This window comes from Achromobacter colocynthidis, from assembly GCF_057334535.1.
This window is the reverse complement of the sequence record NZ_JBHFIZ010000004.1, coordinates 1-20,421: the sequence shown is the minus strand read 5'-3', so window position 1 is coordinate 20,421 and position 20,421 is coordinate 1. Positions and strand designations below refer to the sequence as shown.

Sequence of the window (20,421 nt, the reverse complement as noted above, 5' to 3'; positions counted from 1 at the left end):
TTTTAGTTCGTAAGGAGGCATTGTTCGCTTTTTATTAGGGTTGATGGGCGACCGATGCAAACAATCTTACGGATAGCTGACAGGCTCAAAGCCTTAAAGAAGGCAGGTTCAGGTGCCTATATATCGATTTATAATGCGTCCCTAAAAAAATAATGTCTGTCGATATTTGTTATGTATCAGGACGGTGTGCGCGTCGACGCGCCCGACAAGGCATGCAGGCTTAATCCGCAACTGCGGGCGCGTTCGGATAGCGATTCACTTTGCGCCAATGCGCGCCGGCTTTCTTCCAACAGCACATCCAACTGTTCTTCCAGCGTGGCCGCCATCACCCAGGCGCGTTCGGTAAAACGTTCCGAGAATTGATCCACGCAGTTTTTGCAGATGGCGGCGCCGTTTTTTTCAAGCAGCGGCGCGCCCTGTGCCAGCGTCGAATGGCAAAAAATACAGGCAAGTGCGCGATTCATGCGGCGGGCGGCTCGTTGTCGGTGGGCGGGGAGCGCCGCGGAGTCGCGGCGCCTACCCTTAGACAACGGCCTGCCGGGCCAACTCTTAAGCCGACATTCGCCCTAGGACGAATGTCGTAATGCAAAAGGTTGAGATTTGCCGCGAGCGTTTTCGCGAGAAAAGCTTCTGCTCAAGGGGTAGATCAATCCACGACAAATCCGCCCGGGCCGCTGTGCCCCAGCAGCTCACGCGCGCATTGCAAGGCTTCGGCGGGCGTGGCCACGGCCAGGAATGGCATACCGAAGGCGCGCGCCATTTTTTCGCCGCGCTTGCGGATCTTGTCCAGCGCCTGCGGTTCGCGTTCCACGGCGATGAAGGCGCGGCAACGTGCCTTCAAGCGCGGCATGTTGAGCGTCTGCCATTCGATCATGGCTTTGCGGTCGTCGTGGCCGGCTTCCTGGCTCATGTCCGGCACCACCATGACGAAGGACTGCGGGTTGTCCACCAGCATCTCCATTTCGCGTATCCAGGTGGCGGCGTAGCCCTTGGGGGCGCCGCCGTGCTTGGCGGTCACGATGGGAAAGCGGGATAGGTCGTGAAAGAAAAAGTGGTCGCGGTTCATTCGAATTCTCCGTGGGCAATGGCGGGTGCGCCGGGTTTGCAGCCGCAGCTTCCGTAGAGCACCAGGCTGTAGGAGTCCAGCAGGAAGCCGTTCTGCTTGGCGATCTTGCGCACCAATTGCGCCACGGCGGGGTCGCTGGACTCCAGGATCTGCCCGCAGTGCGTGCAGACCAGATGGTCGTGGTGTCCCTTGTCGTTAAGTTCGAACACCGTGGTGTGGGCGTCAAGCTGCGTTCGTTTGAGCAGCCCGGCGTCTTCAAGTTGCGTAATCACGCGATACACCGTGGCCAGGCCGATATTGCTGCGCTCTGAAAGCAGGTTGCGGTAGATGTCGGCCGCGCTCATGTGCTGATTCGCGTGCTGATAAAAGAGGTCAAGAATCTTGAGGCGGGGGAAGGTGGCTTTGATGCCGGCGTCGCGCAGCCGCGTGGTGTCCATATGATTTCTCCATTCGGGGGGCTGATGCCCGACTAATGAGAATGATGTACATTTTCATGTGCGCCCGCTAACGGGAACCCGTCAACCTGTAGCTCAAACTTGCCAACCATGCTTCACGTGGCTATCGCGCCTGCCCGGCCAGACATGCTGCTGACTCCGTTCAGCGTGCAGGGCCGGCGGGAATCCAAAGGAATTGCCGTGCCCTCGCATGTCCATGACGAGGGCATGCTGGTGTTGGTGCACGAAGGCTTGGTGGTGGTGCAGGCGGGCACCGAGGTATGGACGGTGATGCCCGGCAGCCTGGGTTGGATTCCGCCCGGCACGCCGCATGGCGCGCGCTGGTTTGGCGAGGCGCGCGGCTCGTTCCTGTACGTGCGGCAAGACGTCTGCGGCCGTTTGCCGGCGCGTTGCTGGTCGTGGCCCTCGTCCAAATTGATCGAGGCCCTGATCGACCGCTTCACCAGCGGTCAGCCCGGCGACATCTCCGACGCTTATCTGGCGCAGCTGTTCGATGTACTGCTGCATGAACTGGATACGCGCGCGCATGCGCCGCAGCCCTTGCCCATGCCGGTTGATCCGCGTTTGCAGGATCTTGCCCATACTTTGCTGGATACGCCGGATGACACGGCGGGCATCGACGAATGGGCGCAACGGCTGAACATGTCGTCGCGCACCTTGATGCGGCGCTTTCGCCAAGAGACGGGCGTAACGTTGGGGCAATGGCGCCAGCAGGCGCGCTTGCTGCGCGCGCTGGAAATGCTGTGCCGGGGCGGCTCGGTGACGCAGGCTGCGTTGTCGGTTGGATATGAAAGCACCAGCGCGTTCATCGGCAGCTTTCGCGCCGCCTTCGGCATGACGCCCACGCGCTATCTAGCTGGATTGCGGCCGCTTTAACTTTAAGTTGCTGAGCTGCTTCAACCCGCTTTATGCCGCCGCCGGCTGATCCGGATGCATCGGCCCTTGCGGGTCGTTTTCCGCATCGGGGCGGGGCGCCACGGGCGGCAGGCCCAAGCCCAGCCGCAGCCGCTGGCAATCCGGGTTGGGTGAGCCGTCCGGCATCCAGATATCGAATTCCCGACAGGGCGTGGGGCGATTTTCGTAGATGGCGCAGTGGATGCCGGGCTGCCCCAGTTCTCCGCGCAACGACACGCAGCGGCCGCCGCCCATCTCGGTGCCCTTCATGCAGGCTCGCAATGGGCTCATCTGGGTCACCAGTTCCAACGGCACCTGGCCGCCGTTTTCACCCGCCAGTTCGCCGACATAGAACGACACCCTGAAATGCGAGCAACAGGCTCCGCAATCCAGGCAAGGGTTGGCGTCCGGCTTGTCACCGGCCAGAACGGCGGGCGACACGAACGTAAGGACAGCGGTCTCTAGCAGCGACATGTTGGGGGTGGCGACATGTGGGGGGAGTAGACGCAAAACGGGCTTGCATCGGCGCAAGCCCGTCGGGGATCCGGGGCGCGCTGGGACATGGCCGGCGCGGGATCTGCGCTGCAAATAGTAGCGGGATTCCGACTGCGGCCGCTACGACTTTTTTCAGGGACGTTGCTGCGGTAGCATCGGTGCCTGACCGCCGCCTGGAGCTATGCCTTGAACGCCAAAAACGATTTTCCCGATGGCCTTGCCCGTTGCGGCTGGGTGGATACGTCCGCCGAATACATGGCCTATCACGACACCGAATGGGGCCGCCCGCAGGGCGACGATCGCGCGCTGTTCGAACAGCTCTGCCTGGAAGGTTTTCAGTCGGGGCTCAGTTGGCGCACCATCCTGAACAAGCGCGAAGCGTTCCGCCGTGGGTTCGCCAATTTCGATCCCGCCAGGGTGGCGACGTTTGGAGACAAGCAGGTGCAGGCCTTGCTGGCCGATGCGGGCATCGTGCGCCATCGCGGCAAGATCGAAGCCGTGATCAACAATGCAGGCCGCGCGCTGGAAATGATCGACAAAGAAGGGTCGCTGGCCGCGTTCTTCTGGCGCTTCGAGGCGCCGGCGGGGGCGCCGCCCACCTTGGGCGCCTCAACCTCGGAACAGTCCATCGCCCTGTCCAAGGCGCTGAAGAAGCTCGGCTGGAAATTCGTGGGCCCCACCACCGTGTACGCGTTCATGCAGTCGGTGGGCATGGTCAATGACCACAGCCCGGGCTGCCATTGCCACGCGCTTAGTGACAAGGCGCGCCGGGGTTTCAAAAGGCCGCTGTAGTCACGGCTCTTGTATTGAAGGCCCTCGCATCTAAGGCCGCTATCTAAGCGCCGCTATCTAAGCGCCGCTATCAAAGGCCGCTGTCGTTATTGCGAGCTTGTCGGCAAGGGTGTGGCCGTTTCGGGCGTGAGCCCCGGCAGGCAGTAGCGGCCTTCGCGATACGCCCAACTGGGCCACAGCGCATGCGCCAGCGCTTCGGTGGCAAGTTCAGGGTTCAGCGCGACGGGCGCGTAGTCTTCCGGCGCGGTGTAGCGGTACTGCACCGGCGTCTTGTTGGGCGCCAGCACCAGCAGGTCGTTTTCTTTCAGATAGCCGTAGGTGCTGTCGTACTGCATGATGGCCCGGCCCGGGGTGCTGCGTGTCAGGTCGTGGCCAATCATCGGATGCTCGGTGTCCACGCCAATCAAGGACAGCAGGGTGGGGGGCAGGTCGATCTGGCTGATCAGGCGGTCGTCGCGGCGCGCTTCAATGCCCCCGCCCAGAATCACGGCAGGAATATGGAAGTGGCGCACGGGCACCAGGCTGGCGCCGAACACGCGCGAGTCATGGTCGGCCGCCACCAGGAACACGGTGTTCTCCCAATAGGGCGAGGCCTTGGCGCGTTCAAAGAACTGGCCCAGCGCCCAGTCCGCATAGCGCACGGTGTTTTCCACGGTGGCCGGGTTGCCTTCGGTCTGGATGCGCCCGGCGGGGTATTCCCACGGCGTGTGGTTCGATACGCTGAAAGCCAGCGTGAAGGTGGGCTTGTCGCCGTCTTCGCGCAGCAGGCGGTCAAGCTGATTGAACATGTCTTCGTCCGAGGCGCCCCAGGTGCCCACGAAGGCGGGGTTGACGAAGTCGGCGCGGTCAACGATCTGCTTGAAGCCGTTGCCCAGGAAAAAGCCCTTCATATTGTCGAAGTGCGATTCGCCGCCGTAGATGAAGCGCGAATGGTAGCCATGGCGCCCCAGCAGGTCCGCCAACGAGAAAAAGCCGCGTTGCGACCGGGGCAGTTTCAAGACGGCTTGGGCCGGCGTTGGCAGAAAGCCGGTGGTTACCGCTTCCAGCCCGCGCACCGATCGGGTGCCGGTGGCATAGGCGCGGGTAAAGGTCCAGGCCTCGCGCGCCAGCGCGTCCAGTTCCGGCGTCAGGTTGGCGCCGCCCAGCCCCGCGCTGTACTGCGCGCCCAGGCTTTCTTCCAGGATGATCACCAGGTTCAGCGGGCGCGCCGTCTTGCGCGTGGCGGGCTGGCGATGCAGGCTGGGGTAGTCGGGGTTGGCGGGCGGGTTGGGCAGGCCGGACTGCGTCAGCACCAGATCATGCATCTTGGCTTCGTCCATGCCGCCGTAAACCGCCGACGCCGACTTTTCGTTCTTCATGCTGTAGACCGCGTAGAACACGTTGTACAGCGAGTTCAACGCCAGCGTGTTGAGCATGCCGTCCGAGCAATAGGCCACTGAAGACGGGTTGATGGGCCGGTGGCTCAGCGTGCCGCGTATGGCAAGAATGACGACCGCCAGGATGACCACGCTGGCGATCGGCATTTGCCACCACGCAAGCTGCGCATCGGGTTGGGCGTGGCCGAACAGATTGAATGCGCCCCATCCAATGATGGCCAGGGCGCCAAAACCGCCTAACAGCGCCAGCTTGTAGCCGCGCCAAAGCATGCCCGAGACCTCGCGCGGATGCTTCAGGTATTCGACGAACAGCCGGTTGGGGCGTGAGTCGTATTCCAGGATGAAGGGCGGCGAGGCCACTTCCAGGAAGGCCAGCAGGATGAAGGCGACCAGATACCAGTAGCCGGCTATTGATGCGGCAATGGGGAAGTGGCCCAGGAAGGGGGACAACACCGCCGGCAAGGCGGCCAGCACGGCGATCTGGTGCGCGTCGATGCGCAGCCCGCCCAGCAGCAAGGGGACCAAGCCGCCGGCATTGCGCACGCGCTGCCACTGCCAGGCGGCCAGCGCCAGGCGGCTAAGCGTCAGTAGCGCAAACGCCGCCACGACAAAAATCAAGGTTGAATGCCGCATTGGGCCTCCAGGTTATGCAGAACGACCGAAGCCATTTCGCTTTGTAACTGCGTGGCAGTGCGCCGAGCGCGCCAGGCACGCCGCATGCTGCGCGCAGACGCGACGGCATGGCGTTGCCGTGCATTGTCACCCCGCCCGCGCCGTATTCATCTGGAAAGATCCGCACACATTATGGGGCCGGGAAGCTTAATCCTTCTGATGGGCCGCGATACCCTTGATGGTAACGAGCGCCGGCGGTCAAAGGCTGGCCATAACGCCAAGGATGATAACCATGACGCGCACAAGAAAAATAGCGATCGGGATTGTAGGGGCTCTGGCCCTCATCGTGCTGGTGTTCGTGGTGGTGATAGCCACCTTCGATTGGAACCGGGCCAAGCCCATGATCAACGAACGCGCCAGCGCCGCCATCGGACGCCCCTTCGCCATCAATGGCGACCTGAGCGTTGAATGGGGCCGCGAGCCGGCAGAGGGCGGATGGCGCGCCTGGGTGCCATGGCCGCATGTTGTCGCCAACGATATTTCGGTGGGCAACGCGCCGTGGGCAAAGGCGCCGCATTTCGCCACGCTCAAGCGCGGCGAATTCAGCTTGGCGCCATTGCCGCTGCTGCGCCAGCGCGTGGTCATCCGCAAGATCCAACTGACCGAGCCCGCCGCCGACCTGGAACGCCTGGCCGATGGCCGCGCGAACTGGGTCTTCACGCTGCCCGAATCCGGCGAACCGTCGCCGTGGGTGCTGGACATCAACGAAATCGGATTCGACAAGGGCCGGGTCGGCTACGTCGACGAAGTCCTCAAGGCGGATCTGACGGTGCTGGTGGACCCCTTGGGCAAGCCCGTGCCTTTCGCGGACGTGGCCGGCGCCGCCTTCGTGCCGCAGGACGGGCAGGCGCCCGCGCCCCGCGACTACGTCTTCGGCTGGAAAGTGGATGGCAAATTCAAGGGCCTGACGACCCAGGGCGAAGGCAAGGTCGGCGGCATGCTGGCCATGCAGGATCCCAAGCAACCGTTTCCCGTACAGGCCGACGTGGCCATTGGCGGCACCAAGGCGTCGGTCACCGGCACCTTGACCGACCCCGCCAACCTGGGCGCGCTGGACCTGCGCCTGAAACTGGCGGGCGCGTCGATGGCGCAGTTGTATCCGCTGACCGGCGTGACGCTGCCTGACACGCCGCCGTATTCCACGGACGGTCACCTGGTGGCCAAGCTGAAAAATCCCGGCGGCGCGGTGTTCGACTATAAGGATTTCAACGGCAAGGTCGGCAATAGCGACCTGCACGGCGACATCACGTTCGCACTGGGCGCGCCTCGGCCCAAGCTCACCGGCAAATTGATATCCAAGCAACTGCGCATGGTGGACTTGGGGCCCTTGATCGGTGTGCCGGCGGACGGTACCAAGGCCGCTCCCGCGGACAAGGCCAAGGACGCGCCGGCCAAGCCCAAGGGTGGCAAGGTGTTGCCCACGCAGGCATTCCGCACCGACCGCTGGCGCGACATGGATGCGGACGTTGAGCTCGACGCGGGGCGCATTGTTCACGACAGCAAGCTGCCCTTGTCCGACTTGTCGGTGCATGTGCTGCTTCAGGACGGCAAGCTGACGCTGGACCCGTTTCGCTTCGGCATCGCGGGCGGCACCATCGGTGGCACCATCAAGCTGGACGGCGCCCGCGAAGTCATGGATGGGCGCGTGGACCTGCGCGCGCGCCGCCTGCGGCTAAAGCAACTGTTTCCCGCCACCGACGCCATGCAGAAGACGCTGGGTGAACTCAATGGCGACATGGCCGTCAGCGGCACCGGCAATTCTGTGGCGGCGCTGTTGGGCACGGCCACCGGCGACGTAAAGATGCTGGTCAACGACGGCGTCATCAGCCGCAGCCTGATGGAGATTGCCGGCTTGAACGTGGCCAACTACGTGGTATCCAAATTGTTCGGCGACGATGAGGTGAATATCAATTGCGGCGCCGCTGACCTTGTCATGAAGAACGGCCAGATGACGCCGCGCGTTTTTGTCTTCGACACGGAAAATGCCTTGATTAGCATTACCGGCAGCGCCGACTTCAAAAACGAAAAGATCGATATGGACATCACGCCTGACAGCAAGGGCTTCCGCATCTTTTCCCTGCGTTCGCCCTTGTACGTGCGCGGCACCTTCGGCGACCCCGATGTGGGCGTACACGTGGGGCCGCTTGCCGCGCGCGGCGCAGGCATGGTGGCGCTGGGCGTGTTGCTGACGCCGGCGGCGGGCTTGCTGGCGCTGATCGCACCCAGCACGAACGATGAGAACGCCTGCGGACCCTTGCTGGAACAGATGCGCAAGCCGCCGACCGCGCCCGCGCCGAAGGGAAAATAGGCCGCTTGCGCGGCAGCCGTCAGGTGGAATGAAAGCCGCCACTTGGCGCCCCCGGCTTGGCGCCCCCGGCTTGGCGCCCCCGGCTTGGCGCCCCCGGCTTGGCGCCCCCGCTATTCCCCCGGCGTCACCCGCCGCGCGCCGTCGGGCGCGGTGTCGTCGACGACGTAGACCCCGTCGCGGCCGTGGTTCTTGGCGTGGTAAAGCGCCTGGTCCGCGCGTTGGTAGACGGTTTCCAGCGTGGCGCCATGGTCGGGAAAGCGCGCCACGCCCACCGATACCGTGATGCGCGTACCAATGGCGTCGGGCATCTGCTGGTTGGCAATGCGGTGGCGCAGGCGTTCAGCGGCCGCCGCCGCGGATCGCAGCGATGCGCCCGGCATCAGCACCACGAACTCTTCGCCACCGGCGCGCGCCAGCGTGTCGCCCGCGCGCGAGCCTTCGTTCATGACCGCGGCCAGTGCCTGCAACGCGCGGTCCCCCGCGACGTGACCAAAGCGGTCATTGATGGTCTTGAAACGGTCGATGTCGATGGCCAGCAAGGCCACGGGCGAGCCCTCCGCTTGCAGCAGCGCCATCGCTTCGTCCAGGCCACGGCGGTTCAGCAGGCCCGTCAGCGTATCCGTCGTGCTTTCGCGGCGCAGATCACGAATCTTGTGATGTATCGGCGCCAGGCCGATGAGCAACGCACGCTTGAGCTCGGCCGCCTCGAAATACCAGGACCGCACGCCGCGCAGGCTATCGGCGGAATCGGGGTCCTGCATGCGCCGGGCAATGCCCGCCAGCTCGCCAAGCGGGCGCGCGATCCAGCCCGACAACAGCCAGATCGTGGCGATGGACAGCAGCAGCAAGGGCAGTGTGTTGCGGGCGGTGGCGATCAGCAAGTCGACCAAGGGGCGCAAGGTGCTGGCCACGGGCCGTTCCGCGACGATGCTCCAGCCGGTGCTGGGTACGGGCGCGTAGCCGGCCAGCATGTCGTTGCCGTGCGTGTCCGTGAAGCGTCGTTCGCCGGTTTCACCGCGCCGCGCGGCGGCGAAGCCTTCGTTGTCGGGCGCCTTGCGGCCAAGCAGGCTGCGATCCGGGTGATAGATCAACGTGCCATTGCGATCCATCACGTAAAGATAGGAGTCGTCACGGTAGAAGTGCTTGTCCAGCAGGCGATCCAGCACGTTGTCTTCATGCAGGTACAGCGTGCCGGCGATATAGCCCAGGTAGCGGTAGTCGCGCGAGAAGATCGGATGCGAATACAGAATCACCCAGCGGCCGGAGTTGGCTTGGTAGGGTTCGCTGATGGCAGGCTGCTGCGTACTGATCGCGTGTTGCGACGCATCGCTGGCCAGATGCTGACCCAGCAACTGCGGGTACGCCGATGACACCGCGATCACCTTGCCGGCCGGCGACACCACCATGCTGGAATTGAAGTGGCCTAGCTGCGCTTGCTGTCGCCGCGTTTCCTCGACCATCAATTCGGGGCGCGCTTCCATGTCGGCCAGCACGTCGGCGCTGTACGCGAGGTATCGGCGCAGGTCGGCCAGGAACAGGTCGGTGGTGACGGCTAGCTTCGAAGCGTAGGCGCGGTTGGCCTCAAGCGCGTTGTGCAACAACAGATCGCGCTGCACCAGATAGCTGGCATGCAGCCCGCCCGCCAGCACCAATACCACCGACAGCAAGCAGATCCACAGGATCAGGCGCCGAAGGTCAAGGCGGAACATGGCGGTATCCGTCAGGAACGGGCGTTTCCGGCCGGCGGAACACCCGACGGCGGGCGGCTGCCCGTCAGCGCGTCCCAGGCGCACATGGCCTGGCGCGCCACGGATTGCAGCGTCTTGCGGCTGGCGCCATCGCGCGCCTGGATCGACATGCCGTGCAGCACCGTCGTGTAGAAGGCCGCCAGGCCTTTCACGTCGGCGCCGGTCGGCAATTCGCCGTTATCGATGCCGGCAGACAAGCGAGCCTGGATGCGGCTTTGCATTTCACGGCGGCTATCGCAGAGGAACCCACCGACGCTGTCGTGGTGCACGCTGCCGGACGGCGCGCCCAGCACGATCATGCAGCCGGGCGGGGTGCCGGGCGCGGTAAAGCGTTCGGCTGCCGCCATCAACATGGCCTGGACGCCGTCGCGCGCGGTGGCGCCATCTTGCAACGCGCGCCGCGACGACCCGCCCGTTGTGTCGCGATACAGCGCCACGGCTTCGCGGAATAGTCCTTCTTTTGAGCCGAATGCGCCGTAAAGGCTGGGCGAGTTGATCCCCATCGCCTCGGTCAAATCCGCAAGCGATGCGCCTTCATATCCCTTCGACCAGAAAACCTCCATGGCCTTTTGCAAGGCCTGGTCTCGGTCGAAGTTCCGGGGACGCCCACGTTCTGCCATGGCGGGATTTTACCCGCGTCGCCTATTTTGTGTTGATCGATAAAAAAATGGTTGACGAAAGAAATCGGGTGCGGCAATGATATTTGTACTGATCACTACAAATTAAGGATGAAGCATGGGCAACTTGAACGGGAAAGTGGCATTCGTTACCGGCGGCAGCCGCGGCATTGGCGCGGCCATCGTGCGACGCCTGGCCGCCGACGGCGCCAACGTGGCCTTCACCTACGTCAGCGTGTCCTCCGCCGACACGGCGCAAGTCCTGGCCCAGGAACTGTCGGTGGACGGCCGCCGCGCCGTCGCCATCCAGGCCGACGCCGAAGACGCGCTGGCGACACGGCAAGCGGTGGAGCAGGCCATCAGCGCCCTGGGGCCGGTGGACGTGCTGGTCAACAACGCAGGCATATTCGTCACCGGCGAAATCGGTGACACCAGCCTGGACGACTACGAGCGCACGATGAACATCAATGTGCGCGCACCCTTCGTCGCCATCCGCACCGCGCAGGCATCCATGCCCGACGGCGGCCGCATCATCAACATCGGCAGTTGCCTGGCCATGCGCGCCGGCCGCCCGGGCGTGGCGCTATACGCCGCCAGCAAGTCCGCGTTGATCGGCCTGAGCCAAGGCCTGGCGCGCGACCTGGGCCCGCGCGGCATCACCGTCAACGTGGTGCACCCCGGCCCGATCAACACCGACATGAATCCGGCAAATGGTGACCACGCGAGCGAACTCGTGGCCGTGCTGTCCCTGCCGCACTACGGCGACCCCCGCGACATCGCCGGCATGGTCGCGTTTCTGGCCGGCCCCGAAGGGCGCTATGTGACGGGCGCAAGCCTGTCGGTGGACGGCGGATACGCGGCTTGATGTCGCGGAGATGAAAGTTTTTTGCGTGTGACTTGCACAAACGAAAAAACCTACATATAATCTTGCTTCTTCGCACTGCACACACAACGAAACGCAGCCAGCGGCACCGAATACCGATAGCAAATATCGACTAAACGGCGCGGTTGAAAACGAATCAAAGTGGCGTGAATTGCGCAGGGCTGTTAGCTCAGTTGGTAGAGCAGCGGACTCTTAATCCGTAGGTCGAGTGTTCGAGCCACTCACAGCCCACCAGAATTCTCTAGTAGTATCAAGCGCTTAGCCCACCGGAAACGGTGGGCTTTTTGCTTTCTGGGAATTTTGACCGCACTTCTAACGCACTCCGGTGTTTTGGCGGACTGTGGCAGCGACCTTCGAGCGCTGTTACAGAAAAAATTTCTGCCTCCATTTGCTGGTGGTTTTGGCGAAACGGAGCCCCGCGAAGCAAGGGCCCTCCCGCGCTGGCGCTTATACCTCAATCCTCAAATTGTGAGATAAGCAGCATGGCTAACATTCAGAAGCGCGGTGAGTACCAGTACCAGGCAGACATTCGTCGCAAAGGCTTCCCGCGGCAAACCCAGACGTTCTTGACCAAAGACGACGCCGAACGGTGGGTGCGAAAGCCCGAAGGGCAAATGGACGAGGGGAAATTCAGAGACCTGCGCCCCGTCGCGAAACTGACCCTTGGCGACGCCTTGGACCGCTATATGGAAGAAGTCGTCCCGACCAAGGCCGTAGGCGGGCAGCGTAACGAGCGCAATCGAATTCGACTGCTGAAGAAGCATCCACTGGCCAGGCGTGAGCTGAGCACCCTTCAGTCCTCTGACTTTGCCAAGTACCGCAATGAGCGGACCGCACAAGTAGGCAGCGCTAACACCGTGCGGCTGGAGCTGGCGCTGCTCTCGCACCTGTACACGATTGGCAAGAAGGAGTGGAACTGGCCACTCGACAATCCCTTGAAGGATGTGAGGCGGCCATCGGCGCCCGAGGGCCGTGAGCGTCGGCTTCGTGGGGATGAAGAGGCCTGGCTCCTCTCGGGAATCAGCGACGAGCGCGTTCGGCAACCCGTCTGGCTGGAAGCATGCATTCGACTTTCGCTGGCCACGGGGTTGCGTGCCGGTGAGCTCCTGACTCTCGAGTGGTCACAGGTTGATCTGAAAGGCGGCGTCATGAACCTGACAAAGGCCCGCAATGGCAGCAAGCGGTCAGTGGGCTTGAACCTCGAGGCTGTACGCGTCCTTCAGAACATTCCTCGTTCGGCCGAGAAGGTCATCAAGGGCTATCACGAGACCGGCAAGCTGGATTGCGATTTCAAGGCAGCCTGCATTGCCGCTGGTCTGGTCGACTTGCACTTTCACGATCTTCGTCACGAAGCGGCGACTCGCTTGGCTCCGCACATGATGCCTCAGGAGCTGGCCAAGATCATGGGCTGGAAAACGCTGCAAATGGCCATGAGGTACTACAACCCGACCGCACAGGAATTGGCGACGCGAATGCGTGCCGTGGAGGCGGCTAGATCGGAACCGTCACCCGGTGCGCCGAATGCTCTGGCTGTGCCCAGGGCTATCGAATTGGCTTCTGGGCCGACGCTGGGTGTGCCTGTCCAGCGCGTTGGCGACCCGACCACGAGCAACGTCATTCGAGTGCAGTTCTTGCGTGATCTGCCATCGCGGACTCGCGCTATTGCCTAGTTTGGGCATCTGATGGGGATTGCTGGCGGGCAGCGGAAGAGGTTTGCTCGCCAGCCAGCATTCGAGATAAAACCCGCCGCAGCGGCGAGGACATATTGCTGCTCAGTTAGGAAACATTGATTTCGTTGCGGCACGTCATTTAGGCGTGCCATGTCAGCAGCTTTGCTTGCTCGCATTGAAGCGTCTGCGCCACGTCGGCCGTGGTGTGGACCAGAGAAAGACCGTTGCCGTGTTCGGCCGTTAGCGACTGCCTTAACGGAACCCTACATTCAACTCAACCCGCCGGCGCATGTGTACTGGCTCCAGTTTGATATCGACAAGGGGGAAGCGTCTCACACCTGGGCGGACTGTAATCTCCCTCCGCCCACCTATGTTGCCGTGAATCCCTCCAATGGGCATGCGCACTACGGATATGCACTTGCCAGTCCAGTGTGCAAGACGGACGCCGGTCGTCAAAAGCCCTTGGCTTATCTTGCGGCCATTGAGTACGCCTACAACCGTAAGCTTGAAGCTGATCGCGCGTTTCGTGGGCCTTTGGCGAAGAATCCCCTGCACGCCAACTGGCATCTATGGCAGCCCGCGAACGACGTTCAATACGAGCTCAGTGAACTTGCTGAGCATGTTGAGCTGCCTCGCTTGGAGGAGATGCGAGCAGATCGAATCAATCCGGACTATGCCGCCTTGGGGCGCAATTGCTGGTTATTCGAAGGCTTGAGACAGCAGGCGTACTTGCGAGTAAAGGCGTTCTGGCGACCGGCAGGAGACGAGCTTTTTTATGAATGGCTCTTGCTGGAGGCTAAATCCCTGAACCAAACTTTCCCTGTCCCATTGGGCTTCGGAGAGGTGAAGAGCATTGCACGCAGCGTCACACGTTGGGTGTGGAAGCGATTTACGCCAAGTGGCTTCCGGGCTATTCAGGCAGCTCGAGGGCGGGCCTCGGGCGTAGCGCGGAGGTTCGCCACTCAAGAGCTGCGGCAGAGGGCTGCGATGCTGACCGCATCAGGCTTGACCTCGCGGCAAGTGGCGGGACAGCTGGAAGTGAATCAATCCACCGTGGTCAGATGGCTGCGGGCTAAAGGCTCCGGTGAGGCTTGAGATGGGCTTACCCGGGTTTGCCTCTGTGGATGTTGACGGCAATCGATCACGTGTGTCTGCGCACTCGCCGACCTCCCTTGATATACTGATGGGGCTGAAATCGACGATGAGTCCGGCCGAAGTGACATTACGGTCGAGGCTTGTGGAGCAGGACTGGAGTCACTCAGCGTAGCTGTCCAGTCGAACGGGGTGCCTCAATGAGGCGCAATTTGCGAATAGCATTTTGCGGGCGCCGTTCCGAAAAGTTGAACAGGGCCCATGCATAGCGTGGGCCTTTCCTTTGGGTGATTGGAAGTTCAGGCCTGCTTCGGTTTTTGGGTCCTCACCACTCAAAGCGCCGCACGATTTGCTTTCTCCGATGTCAGTAGGCACGCAATCAAGCTTCAATGCTTTGATTTGATCGGATTTCGGCAAGAGTGTGGGTGATGCACGAACCATATCAGGTAACAGCGGACTTGGAGCGTTTCTCGCCTATTCGACGGAGAGGGTGTGACCTGCTCCCCCCATAGTTATCGCTAATGCAAGTTCGCGGACTGGCTACACGGCCATCAGCACGTAGATGCCACCATGAGCCTAGCCCAAGCGCGCCACTGAGCGAGCGTGATTCGCTGCCTATTGGAAGGACCTGCTCGGAGTGATGTAAGCCGGTCCACCGGGACTAGATGGGCGCATTGGAGGCACCTATGAGGACCCACTGAGCCGCCGCATGCGGAACTGCACGTATGGTGGGGTGAACAAGCGAGGGAGGCTGCCCAACCGGATGGAGGTTGGTTGTCTAGCCGACTTCGTTTAGGCTGGGTAGCTTCGAGCGTGATGCACGAGCCATATCAGGTAACAGCTAATACCAAGCCGTTCAGTCCTCCCCTACGGAACAGGTCAGTCAGGACTATTTACGTCGCCCGCTTTCTACGCTGAGCGGAAGTTCGGCGGAAAAATCAAGATGACCGTTTTGCTGCGGATGCGACACAAATCTACGAACGCGTGGCTGGAAAGCAGACACTTAGCATTGAGGTATCGGCACGATGAGATTGCGCGCTCAGGCTGTAGCCAACCCGATAGACCAACATGATTTGCTCTAACTTAGAGCGGTGCAACTGCGCTGGGCTCCCTTGCCGTCCTTCCGTGATGCGTAAAGGCATATCGTCATAGAGCACACGAAGACAGTGACTGCGATTTACACGAGTCAATGTCTGCGAGAAGTGTCTGTGTGTTCGTGGTGACATGCGTAGCTGGTCGATTGCCTCGAATCAGTTGATCAGTTCGACCTCGCCTTGTTCGAACCATCCGTACTGGAGGATGGCCCTGCGAGCTAGTGCTGGATCAGGCGAGTAGTAAACGATGGCCAAGCTGTTCTCAGCCCGGCTGCAAGTCACGTAGAACAAGCGGCGGGTGCGGTCTGAGCCGGTCTCTCGGCCAGCGACTTCGTTTTCAAGATCCGTCTTTGTTTTCTCCTTGGTGCCGAAGAACTTGTCGTAGGCGAAGAGGAAGCCTCGTGCCTCGTCGTCGTTGATCACAACCAGCACTCGTGGGAACTCGAGCCCCTTGACGCCCTGATGCGTTCCAAACTGCGACCGTCCTTGCACGTACTGGTCATACCGTTCGATCTGGCTTAACGGGGCCTCAAGCGACTTACTCCACGCGCTTAGTTCAGGGCTTGTGTCTCCGGCTTCGTCGTCCTCGCGACCGTCGGCTTGATCGCCCTGCATTGCGTCGTCTTCGGCCCCCGCAGCCATGGCGTCACTTGGAACGAAGGGAGTCAGCGTGTCCGGGACCACAAACAACCCCGTCCGCGCCACAAACTCGAGCACAGCCTGAGCAGTAACTTCAGGCTGTTCCGTGATCAGCTCCAGAAGCTCATCGCAAGCCGCCTTGGCCTTACTGAATTGTGCAACCTGATTCGATCCTGCTCCTTGAAGCGTTGCGCGCGCCAGAAGTGGCGATGACGCCTTGATGATCGCCGTAGCCCCAAACCGGTCGTTGGCGCGAAGCGCCTTGACCAGCGGTAAAACGTCCCGGATGAAGAATCCAAGACCTGCGCCTGCGCCTTGGAGGAGACTGGTCCTAAGGTTATCGATTCCCCAAAGCGGCTCGAAAAACTCCACGAAACCAAAGCGCCGGGCAGACATCAGATGTTCAAGGGCTAGTGTTTTCACTGTATCCGAGTTCTGCCAAGCTGGATCTCCAGTACTCGTCACCATCCGCTGGCGCACCGTCGCTTCGATGGCGAAGGGATCGGTGCCTGCTTGAGGTGCAATGAAGACTCGCACCACTCCCTCTTCAGCGTCGCTGCGTGGGACCTGTTCCTCGCCATCAACATCTTGGCGGATACTGTTAATGACCTCGATAATGCGGGACGGACACCGATGGTTCATCCGTTTGCGCGGCATTGCCCATCTGGCCGGGATAGCTTTGTCCAGCCGGTCTTTCCCGTCCGAGTAGATGCGCTGCATCATGTCGCCGAACAAGCCCAGGCTGAACCGTCCGTGGAACTCCTCCTCGAGATGGAGGAACGCATCCATGAGTGCTTTGTTCGTGTCCTGGCTCTCATCAATGAGCAAGACTGGACACCTACTGATCAACATCCGTCGTAATCCGGGCTTGCTGACCAGGAAAGCCGCTGTCATAGCAATAACCTCCGAGTGGTTCAGAGAGTCGTGCGTGCGGTTGTCGCTGGTCGGGCTATAGATGAACTTAACGATGGAATCCAAACGTGCCATACGGCGACGCTTGCTTTCCATGGATCGAAGCCTTTCCGCGCCCGCCTTTGTGTTGGAGCGGCCCTTCTTGTGCTGTTCTTCGAGTTCGGAAATCTCCTCTCCGAGGTTCTTTGCTACCCACTGGCGGATGTCGGCGTTGAAGCCCTCGATTAGCGACCATGAGAACGCGTGGATCGTCATGACCTCGACCCGGGGATCGAAATCGAGACGTTGCTTGATTTCGTCACAGGCAGCATTGGTGTAGGTAATGACGCCAATCTTCTTGCCCGTCAGAGTCAGCTGCCTACCATGCGTGCCCTCTATCGCGTGTCTAACTGCGCTGACCAGCGACCGCGTCTTTCCTGATCCGGCACCTGCGTATAGGAAGAAACTCCTGGGTTTGCCCAGGTCGAGACACTCGATGATCGTTGCGTCAGCCTCAGCATCGAATTGATCGTCAGCGGCAGTCATCGTGTCCCCTCCGGCGCTGGCATCAAGATTTCCACCTGCTTCTTTTTCATCTGTTCCAGCAGCCACTCCAGCCCCTCGGCGATGTACCGCGGCACCTTCAGATTGTTGAAGTTTTCCGCCATCAATACGTCGAGAGCGAACTCCGCCTTCTTGCCATCCTTGAGTGCGGCGAACATGCTTGCGCCAATCGCGGTTGCACCGCCACCATTGGCGATTGCCATCCGGAATTTTGCGTTCAATCCCGGTCCCGCAAACGCAGCGAAGAAGTCCACGTTCTCGAACACGAGCGCGTCTTCAAACGTGTAGGGGTAGGCGATCTCCTTGGCGGTGGCGTCCGGCAGCGTGACCTCAACGGGCAATTGGTACGCCGAGCGAACGGCGAACAGCGTATCGCCTGCACCTATGATTGTCTTTGCGGCAGGCTTCGCGCCGATGAGCGCGTCTATGTCTTCCAGGGCTGGCACCCAGGTTTTTAGGGTGGTGTTATCGGTTTTCTGGCCGGCGCCTAAAGCGGGCTGAACCGATGAGCCACCCGTCTCCGTCAGGCTGTCTAGGTCGGTGACGATTAGCGTCAACAAGCCCAGATGATCGATCAGTGGGCGTAGACGGTGCGCGTGGCTACCGCCAATTTCTAGCAGAGTGACGTAGCTCTGATGCAGTACCTTGTAGTGAGCCCGGATGAAGTTGGGAATGAGCATGCGCTCAGCCGGACCCTCTACGAGAATCGCAGCATCAGCGAAGAACAAGTCGGCGTGTTGTGCGCGCAAGTACCGGGTGACGAAGCGCTCGGTCTCCGAGCCCTCCCCGAACACCTGCGATAGGTTGATCACCGTCGACACTGGTACCTTGGCTGCCATACCGGCCGGCAGCCGCCGGAAATACCGCAGGCTCGCAAAAGGCGTCTCATGCGCTACATGGCTCGAGTGCGTGCTGACGATCAGCTGCGTGCAGAGTGCGTCTTTTTCTCCCAGCTCTGGGCGCCTGCGCAGCACCTCATACGCTTTCTTGATGAAGACTTGCTGCACCTGCACATGCAGATGCGCTTCAGGCTCTTCCACGAGGACTAGGTGAAGTGGTTCAATGCTTGCAGCCTCTGCGCCCTTGGATGCCTTACCAACACGCATCCAAGCATCGCGGAAGCTCATCAGCCGGAAGATCATTGAGATGAGGTTCTGATATCCCAGCCCATTGCTGCCTTCAGGCAATAGCAGGAGGGGTGTGACCGCCCCCGCATCCGAAACCACGTCTACCTCGAAATTGACCGCTGCGCTGTGATTCAGACCGTCGATCGCACGCAAGCGTGTCGATACGCGTGGCCGCGGGTCGCTGACACCTGGATAGCCTAGACCCGCCACTTCGGTGAAGCATTCGTTGAAGCTCTCCATTAGCTTCAGGTCAAATGCATCCTCGGCCGCTTCCATAGCCTGGAGAGCCTCCAAATCCATCGGATCCGGGCCCTTGGCGGGATCCAGATGCTTGGCGTAGTAGCTGCGGAGCTGTTCTGAAAGCCGCGTCCCGCCAGCCGAAGTTTGCAGCTCTCCTTCGTCTTCGACCGCACTCGGGACCTCGCCAAAACCGCGCTGTGCGGGAATGTCATGCACCTTGATGAGGCCGCTGAGAGGATCGCCTTCGATCGGCAGCGCCGACGCAGATAGCACCTGCGGCAAGGCCCGAAGCTTCTCAGGAGACGCCAGCAGGGCTGGATCCAACGGATACACCCGAATCGTGAACATCGAGCTTAGCCGCCTAGTGAGGAAATCGACTAGGGTTTCAGGCCATATGGTGAGCTTGGCGCCAGCAGCACCCTTTGCAGCCGCAGCCGTTGCAGCTGCTGCACGCATCGCATTGGCTTCGGTGGTTGCGGTTATGAAATCCTTGAAGAGTGCATTGAGATCCTTTGGCTCGTAACGGAGCCGGGCCCCTAATCTTCCGCCAGTCCACTCCATGAGGGGGACCAAATCCCGGACCCGGTGAACTTCGTCCTCCTTGATCTGCAACCACAGGTCAAGGGCGGGAAGTGCTTGCACCCAGGAGTCCAAGGAGAGGTCTGCCGCCTTACCTGCGTGGTGGGCTTGAACCCAAGCTTCCCCGATTTCTACAAGGGACCGCAAGTGACACAACGTGAAGTCATGGATCTCAAACGGGCACCGGCGCGGTGTCAAGAAGCGCCGCAGAGCTAGCATGGCTGAAGTCTTGCCGCTGTTGTTCGCACCGACGAATAGAGTTGTCTTCGGCGATAGGTCCACGCGCGCCGACAATAACTTCCTGAAATTTGCGATCTCGACGAACTCAATGTGCATTTCGCATCCTCCCCCTTGGTGTGTACTTTTTGTAACGATACCCGAAGCGCGAAGCTACTAATAGCCAGGGAAGGCCTTGAAACAGTTATCTCATAACTATTTTGTCGGATTCCAATATCTCTGCGTCCCGTAGGCTCCACTGGCAATTCGCTAATTGATGATCTGGCGTCGTACTCACTTTTCGCCGCGACGTTGCTGAAAAGCGGACGCTGGTGAGCATCCGCTTCCAGCTAGATACTGTCACAGCCAGCAATGACTTCAACGGCAGCTTCTGGCTGATTCTGTTGAAAAACTCGCGGCCGTCTCGGTCGTCTGGCAGAATTTGCAAAGCGCCAACGAGTTCGGAGAGCACCGACATGATGGGTCATCAAGCGAGCGGGCAAGAGCGGCTGTTCTACGCTTTCAACCTTGAAGACGTCGTTCCGCCGACCCATCTTCTTAGAGCCATCGATCGCTGTCTGGATCTGAAGGAACTCCACCAACACCTGGCGAAGCACTACAGCCATACGGGCCGTCCGTCCATTGACCCCGAACTTATGATCCGTATGCTGATCGTTGGGTATTGCTACGGCATCCGCTCCGAGCGTCGTCTGTGCGAAGAGGTTCAACTGAATCTTGCATATCGATGGTTCTGTCGTCTCGGCCTCGAGGATGCAGTGCCCGATCACTCGACCTTCTCCAAGAACCGACATGGACGTTTCCGCGCCAGCGATACCTTCCGCTGGTTGTTCGATGAAGTGGTCCACCGTTGCATGGCTGCGGGCCTAGTCAAAGGCGAAGGCTTCGCTGTCGATGCCAGCGTCGTGGCTGCTGATGCGAGCCGCCAGCGCGGTGTTCCTGCCAGTGAGGCCACCGACTGGTCGAACCCCGCACTCAGCACGCG

The 20,421-nt window shown here is 61.1% G+C and carries 16 protein-coding genes and 1 tRNA gene; 8 read left to right on the top strand and 9 right to left on the bottom strand.

Annotated elements, in window-relative coordinates; translation table 11 throughout:
* Positions 1 to 176 precede the first annotated feature (176 nt).
* From ACE04A_RS01425 to ACE04A_RS01415, 3 genes are all read right to left on the bottom strand, one after another.
* On the bottom strand, positions 177 to 464 hold the full coding sequence (locus ACE04A_RS01425) for a ClpX C4-type zinc finger protein (RefSeq protein WP_259252496.1): 288 nt from the start codon (positions 462 to 464) through the stop codon (positions 177 to 179).
* Positions 465 to 646: 182 nt separating this feature from the next.
* Positions 647 to 1,066 carry a hypothetical protein gene (locus ACE04A_RS01420; protein ID WP_259252493.1) on the bottom strand — a complete coding sequence of 140 codons (420 nt, stop codon included), beginning with the start codon at positions 1,064 to 1,066 and terminating at the stop codon, positions 647 to 649.
* Positions 1,063 to 1,503 carry a Fur family transcriptional regulator gene (locus ACE04A_RS01415; protein ID WP_100853081.1) on the bottom strand — a complete coding sequence of 147 codons (441 nt, stop codon included), beginning with the start codon at positions 1,501 to 1,503 and terminating at the stop codon, positions 1,063 to 1,065. The genes ACE04A_RS01420 and ACE04A_RS01415 overlap by 4 nt, the downstream gene beginning before the upstream one ends.
* Positions 1,504 to 1,611: 108 nt before the next feature.
* Between ACE04A_RS01415 and ACE04A_RS01410 the strand changes: the two genes are divergently transcribed.
* Positions 1,612 to 2,397 carry a helix-turn-helix domain-containing protein gene (locus ACE04A_RS01410; RefSeq protein ID WP_448717888.1) on the top strand — a complete coding sequence of 262 codons (786 nt, stop codon included), beginning with the start codon at positions 1,612 to 1,614 and terminating at the stop codon, positions 2,395 to 2,397.
* A gap of 30 nt (positions 2,398 to 2,427) precedes the next feature.
* Here the strand turns inward: ACE04A_RS01410 and ACE04A_RS01405 are convergent, their stop codons facing one another.
* Complete coding sequence (locus tag ACE04A_RS01405; RefSeq protein WP_259252492.1) at positions 2,428 to 2,889, bottom strand: YkgJ family cysteine cluster protein; 462 nt, start codon at positions 2,887 to 2,889, stop codon at positions 2,428 to 2,430.
* Positions 2,890 to 3,096: 207 nt separating this feature from the next.
* Between ACE04A_RS01405 and ACE04A_RS01400 the strand changes: the two genes are divergently transcribed.
* Entirely contained in the window at positions 3,097 to 3,702 is a 606-nt protein-coding gene (locus tag ACE04A_RS01400; protein WP_448717852.1) for a DNA-3-methyladenine glycosylase I, read from the top strand.
* An 86-nt stretch (positions 3,703 to 3,788) separates the two neighbouring features.
* On the opposite strand, the gene ACE04A_RS01395 is transcribed toward ACE04A_RS01400, so the two are convergent.
* Complete coding sequence (locus ACE04A_RS01395; protein WP_448717851.1) at positions 3,789 to 5,711, bottom strand: LTA synthase family protein; 1,923 nt, start codon at positions 5,709 to 5,711, stop codon at positions 3,789 to 3,791.
* 271 nt (positions 5,712 to 5,982) lie between these two features.
* Here ACE04A_RS01395 and ACE04A_RS01390 point away from each other — a divergent pair, with 271 nt between their 5' ends.
* Positions 5,983 to 8,058 carry an AsmA family protein gene (locus tag ACE04A_RS01390; protein ID WP_485819808.1) on the top strand — a complete coding sequence of 692 codons (2,076 nt, stop codon included), beginning with the start codon at positions 5,983 to 5,985 and terminating at the stop codon, positions 8,056 to 8,058.
* Positions 8,059 to 8,168: 110 nt separating this feature from the next.
* Here ACE04A_RS01390 and ACE04A_RS01385 read toward each other — a convergent pair whose 3' ends face one another.
* Complete coding sequence (locus tag ACE04A_RS01385) at positions 8,169 to 9,767, bottom strand: sensor domain-containing diguanylate cyclase (RefSeq protein WP_447987968.1); 1,599 nt, start codon at positions 9,765 to 9,767, stop codon at positions 8,169 to 8,171.
* A gap of 11 nt (positions 9,768 to 9,778) precedes the next feature.
* Positions 9,779 to 10,426, bottom strand: coding sequence for a TetR/AcrR family transcriptional regulator (locus ACE04A_RS01380; protein WP_485819807.1), 648 nt, complete (start codon positions 10,424 to 10,426; stop codon positions 9,779 to 9,781).
* Positions 10,427 to 10,541: 115 nt separating this feature from the next.
* On the opposite strand from ACE04A_RS01380, the gene ACE04A_RS01375 reads away from it, so the two are divergent.
* The 4 genes from ACE04A_RS01375 (at position 10,542) to ACE04A_RS01360 (ending at position 14,071) form a co-directional block, all read left to right on the top strand.
* Positions 10,542 to 11,288 (top strand): 3-oxoacyl-ACP reductase family protein, encoded by a 747-nt coding sequence (locus ACE04A_RS01375; protein WP_448717846.1) that lies wholly within the window; start codon positions 10,542 to 10,544, stop codon positions 11,286 to 11,288.
* Between the two features lie 176 nt (positions 11,289 to 11,464).
* Positions 11,465 to 11,540: transfer RNA gene (locus ACE04A_RS01370), tRNA-Lys, on the top strand.
* A gap of 248 nt (positions 11,541 to 11,788) precedes the next feature.
* Entirely contained in the window at positions 11,789 to 12,976 is a 1,188-nt protein-coding gene (locus ACE04A_RS01365; protein ID WP_448717844.1) for a tyrosine-type recombinase/integrase, read from the top strand.
* A gap of 150 nt (positions 12,977 to 13,126) precedes the next feature.
* The gene (locus ACE04A_RS01360) at positions 13,127 to 14,071 is read left to right on the top strand and encodes a replication initiation protein (RefSeq protein WP_448717842.1); all 945 of its coding nucleotides are present in this window, start codon (positions 13,127 to 13,129) and stop codon (positions 14,069 to 14,071) included.
* A gap of 1,247 nt (positions 14,072 to 15,318) precedes the next feature.
* Here ACE04A_RS01360 and ACE04A_RS01355 read toward each other — a convergent pair.
* Together ACE04A_RS01355 and ACE04A_RS01350 are read right to left on the bottom strand one after the other, a co-directional pair.
* The gene (locus ACE04A_RS01355; RefSeq protein WP_448717840.1) at positions 15,319 to 17,238 is read right to left on the bottom strand and encodes a UvrD-helicase domain-containing protein; all 1,920 of its coding nucleotides are present in this window, start codon (positions 17,236 to 17,238) and stop codon (positions 15,319 to 15,321) included.
* Positions 17,235 to 19,538 carry an ATP-dependent nuclease gene (locus ACE04A_RS01350; RefSeq protein ID WP_448717838.1) on the bottom strand — a complete coding sequence of 768 codons (2,304 nt, stop codon included), beginning with the start codon at positions 19,536 to 19,538 and terminating at the stop codon, positions 17,235 to 17,237. Before ACE04A_RS01350 ends, ACE04A_RS01355 begins: the two co-directional genes overlap by 4 nt.
* 356 nt (positions 19,539 to 19,894) lie before the next feature.
* On the opposite strand from ACE04A_RS01350, the gene ACE04A_RS01345 reads away from it, so the two are divergent.
* On the top strand, positions 19,895 to 20,421 hold a 527-nt coding region (locus tag ACE04A_RS01345), incomplete at its 3' end, for a transposase (protein ID WP_485819811.1).

Bases quoted from the DNA above. Each gene is read 5' to 3' on its own strand.
- ACE04A_RS01425 (WP_259252496.1), bottom strand. From the start codon at position 464: ATGAATCGCGCACTTGCCTGTATTTTTTGCCATTCGACGCTGGCACAG.
- ACE04A_RS01420 (WP_259252493.1), bottom strand. From the start codon at position 1,066: ATGAACCGCGACCACTTTTTCTTTCACGACCTATCCCGCTTTCCCATC.
- ACE04A_RS01415 (WP_100853081.1), bottom strand. From the start codon at position 1,503: ATGGACACCACGCGGCTGCGCGACGCCGGCATCAAAGCCACCTTCCCC.
- ACE04A_RS01410 (WP_448717888.1), top strand. From the start codon at position 1,612: ATGCTTCACGTGGCTATCGCGCCTGCCCGGCCAGACATGCTGCTGACT.
- ACE04A_RS01405 (WP_259252492.1), bottom strand. From the start codon at position 2,889: ATGTCGCTGCTAGAGACCGCTGTCCTTACGTTCGTGTCGCCCGCCGTT.
- ACE04A_RS01395 (WP_448717851.1), bottom strand. From the start codon at position 5,711: ATGCGGCATTCAACCTTGATTTTTGTCGTGGCGGCGTTTGCGCTACTG.
- ACE04A_RS01390 (WP_485819808.1), top strand. From the start codon at position 5,983: ATGACGCGCACAAGAAAAATAGCGATCGGGATTGTAGGGGCTCTGGCC.
- ACE04A_RS01385 (WP_447987968.1), bottom strand. From the start codon at position 9,767: ATGTTCCGCCTTGACCTTCGGCGCCTGATCCTGTGGATCTGCTTGCTG.
- ACE04A_RS01380 (WP_485819807.1), bottom strand. From the start codon at position 10,426: ATGGCAGAACGTGGGCGTCCCCGGAACTTCGACCGAGACCAGGCCTTG.
- ACE04A_RS01375 (WP_448717846.1), top strand. From the start codon at position 10,542: ATGGGCAACTTGAACGGGAAAGTGGCATTCGTTACCGGCGGCAGCCGC.
- ACE04A_RS01365 (WP_448717844.1), top strand. From the start codon at position 11,789: ATGGCTAACATTCAGAAGCGCGGTGAGTACCAGTACCAGGCAGACATT.
- ACE04A_RS01360 (WP_448717842.1), top strand. From the start codon at position 13,127: ATGTCAGCAGCTTTGCTTGCTCGCATTGAAGCGTCTGCGCCACGTCGG.
- ACE04A_RS01355 (WP_448717840.1), bottom strand. From the start codon at position 17,238: ATGACTGCCGCTGACGATCAATTCGATGCTGAGGCTGACGCAACGATC.
- ACE04A_RS01350 (WP_448717838.1), bottom strand. From the start codon at position 19,538: ATGCACATTGAGTTCGTCGAGATCGCAAATTTCAGGAAGTTATTGTCG.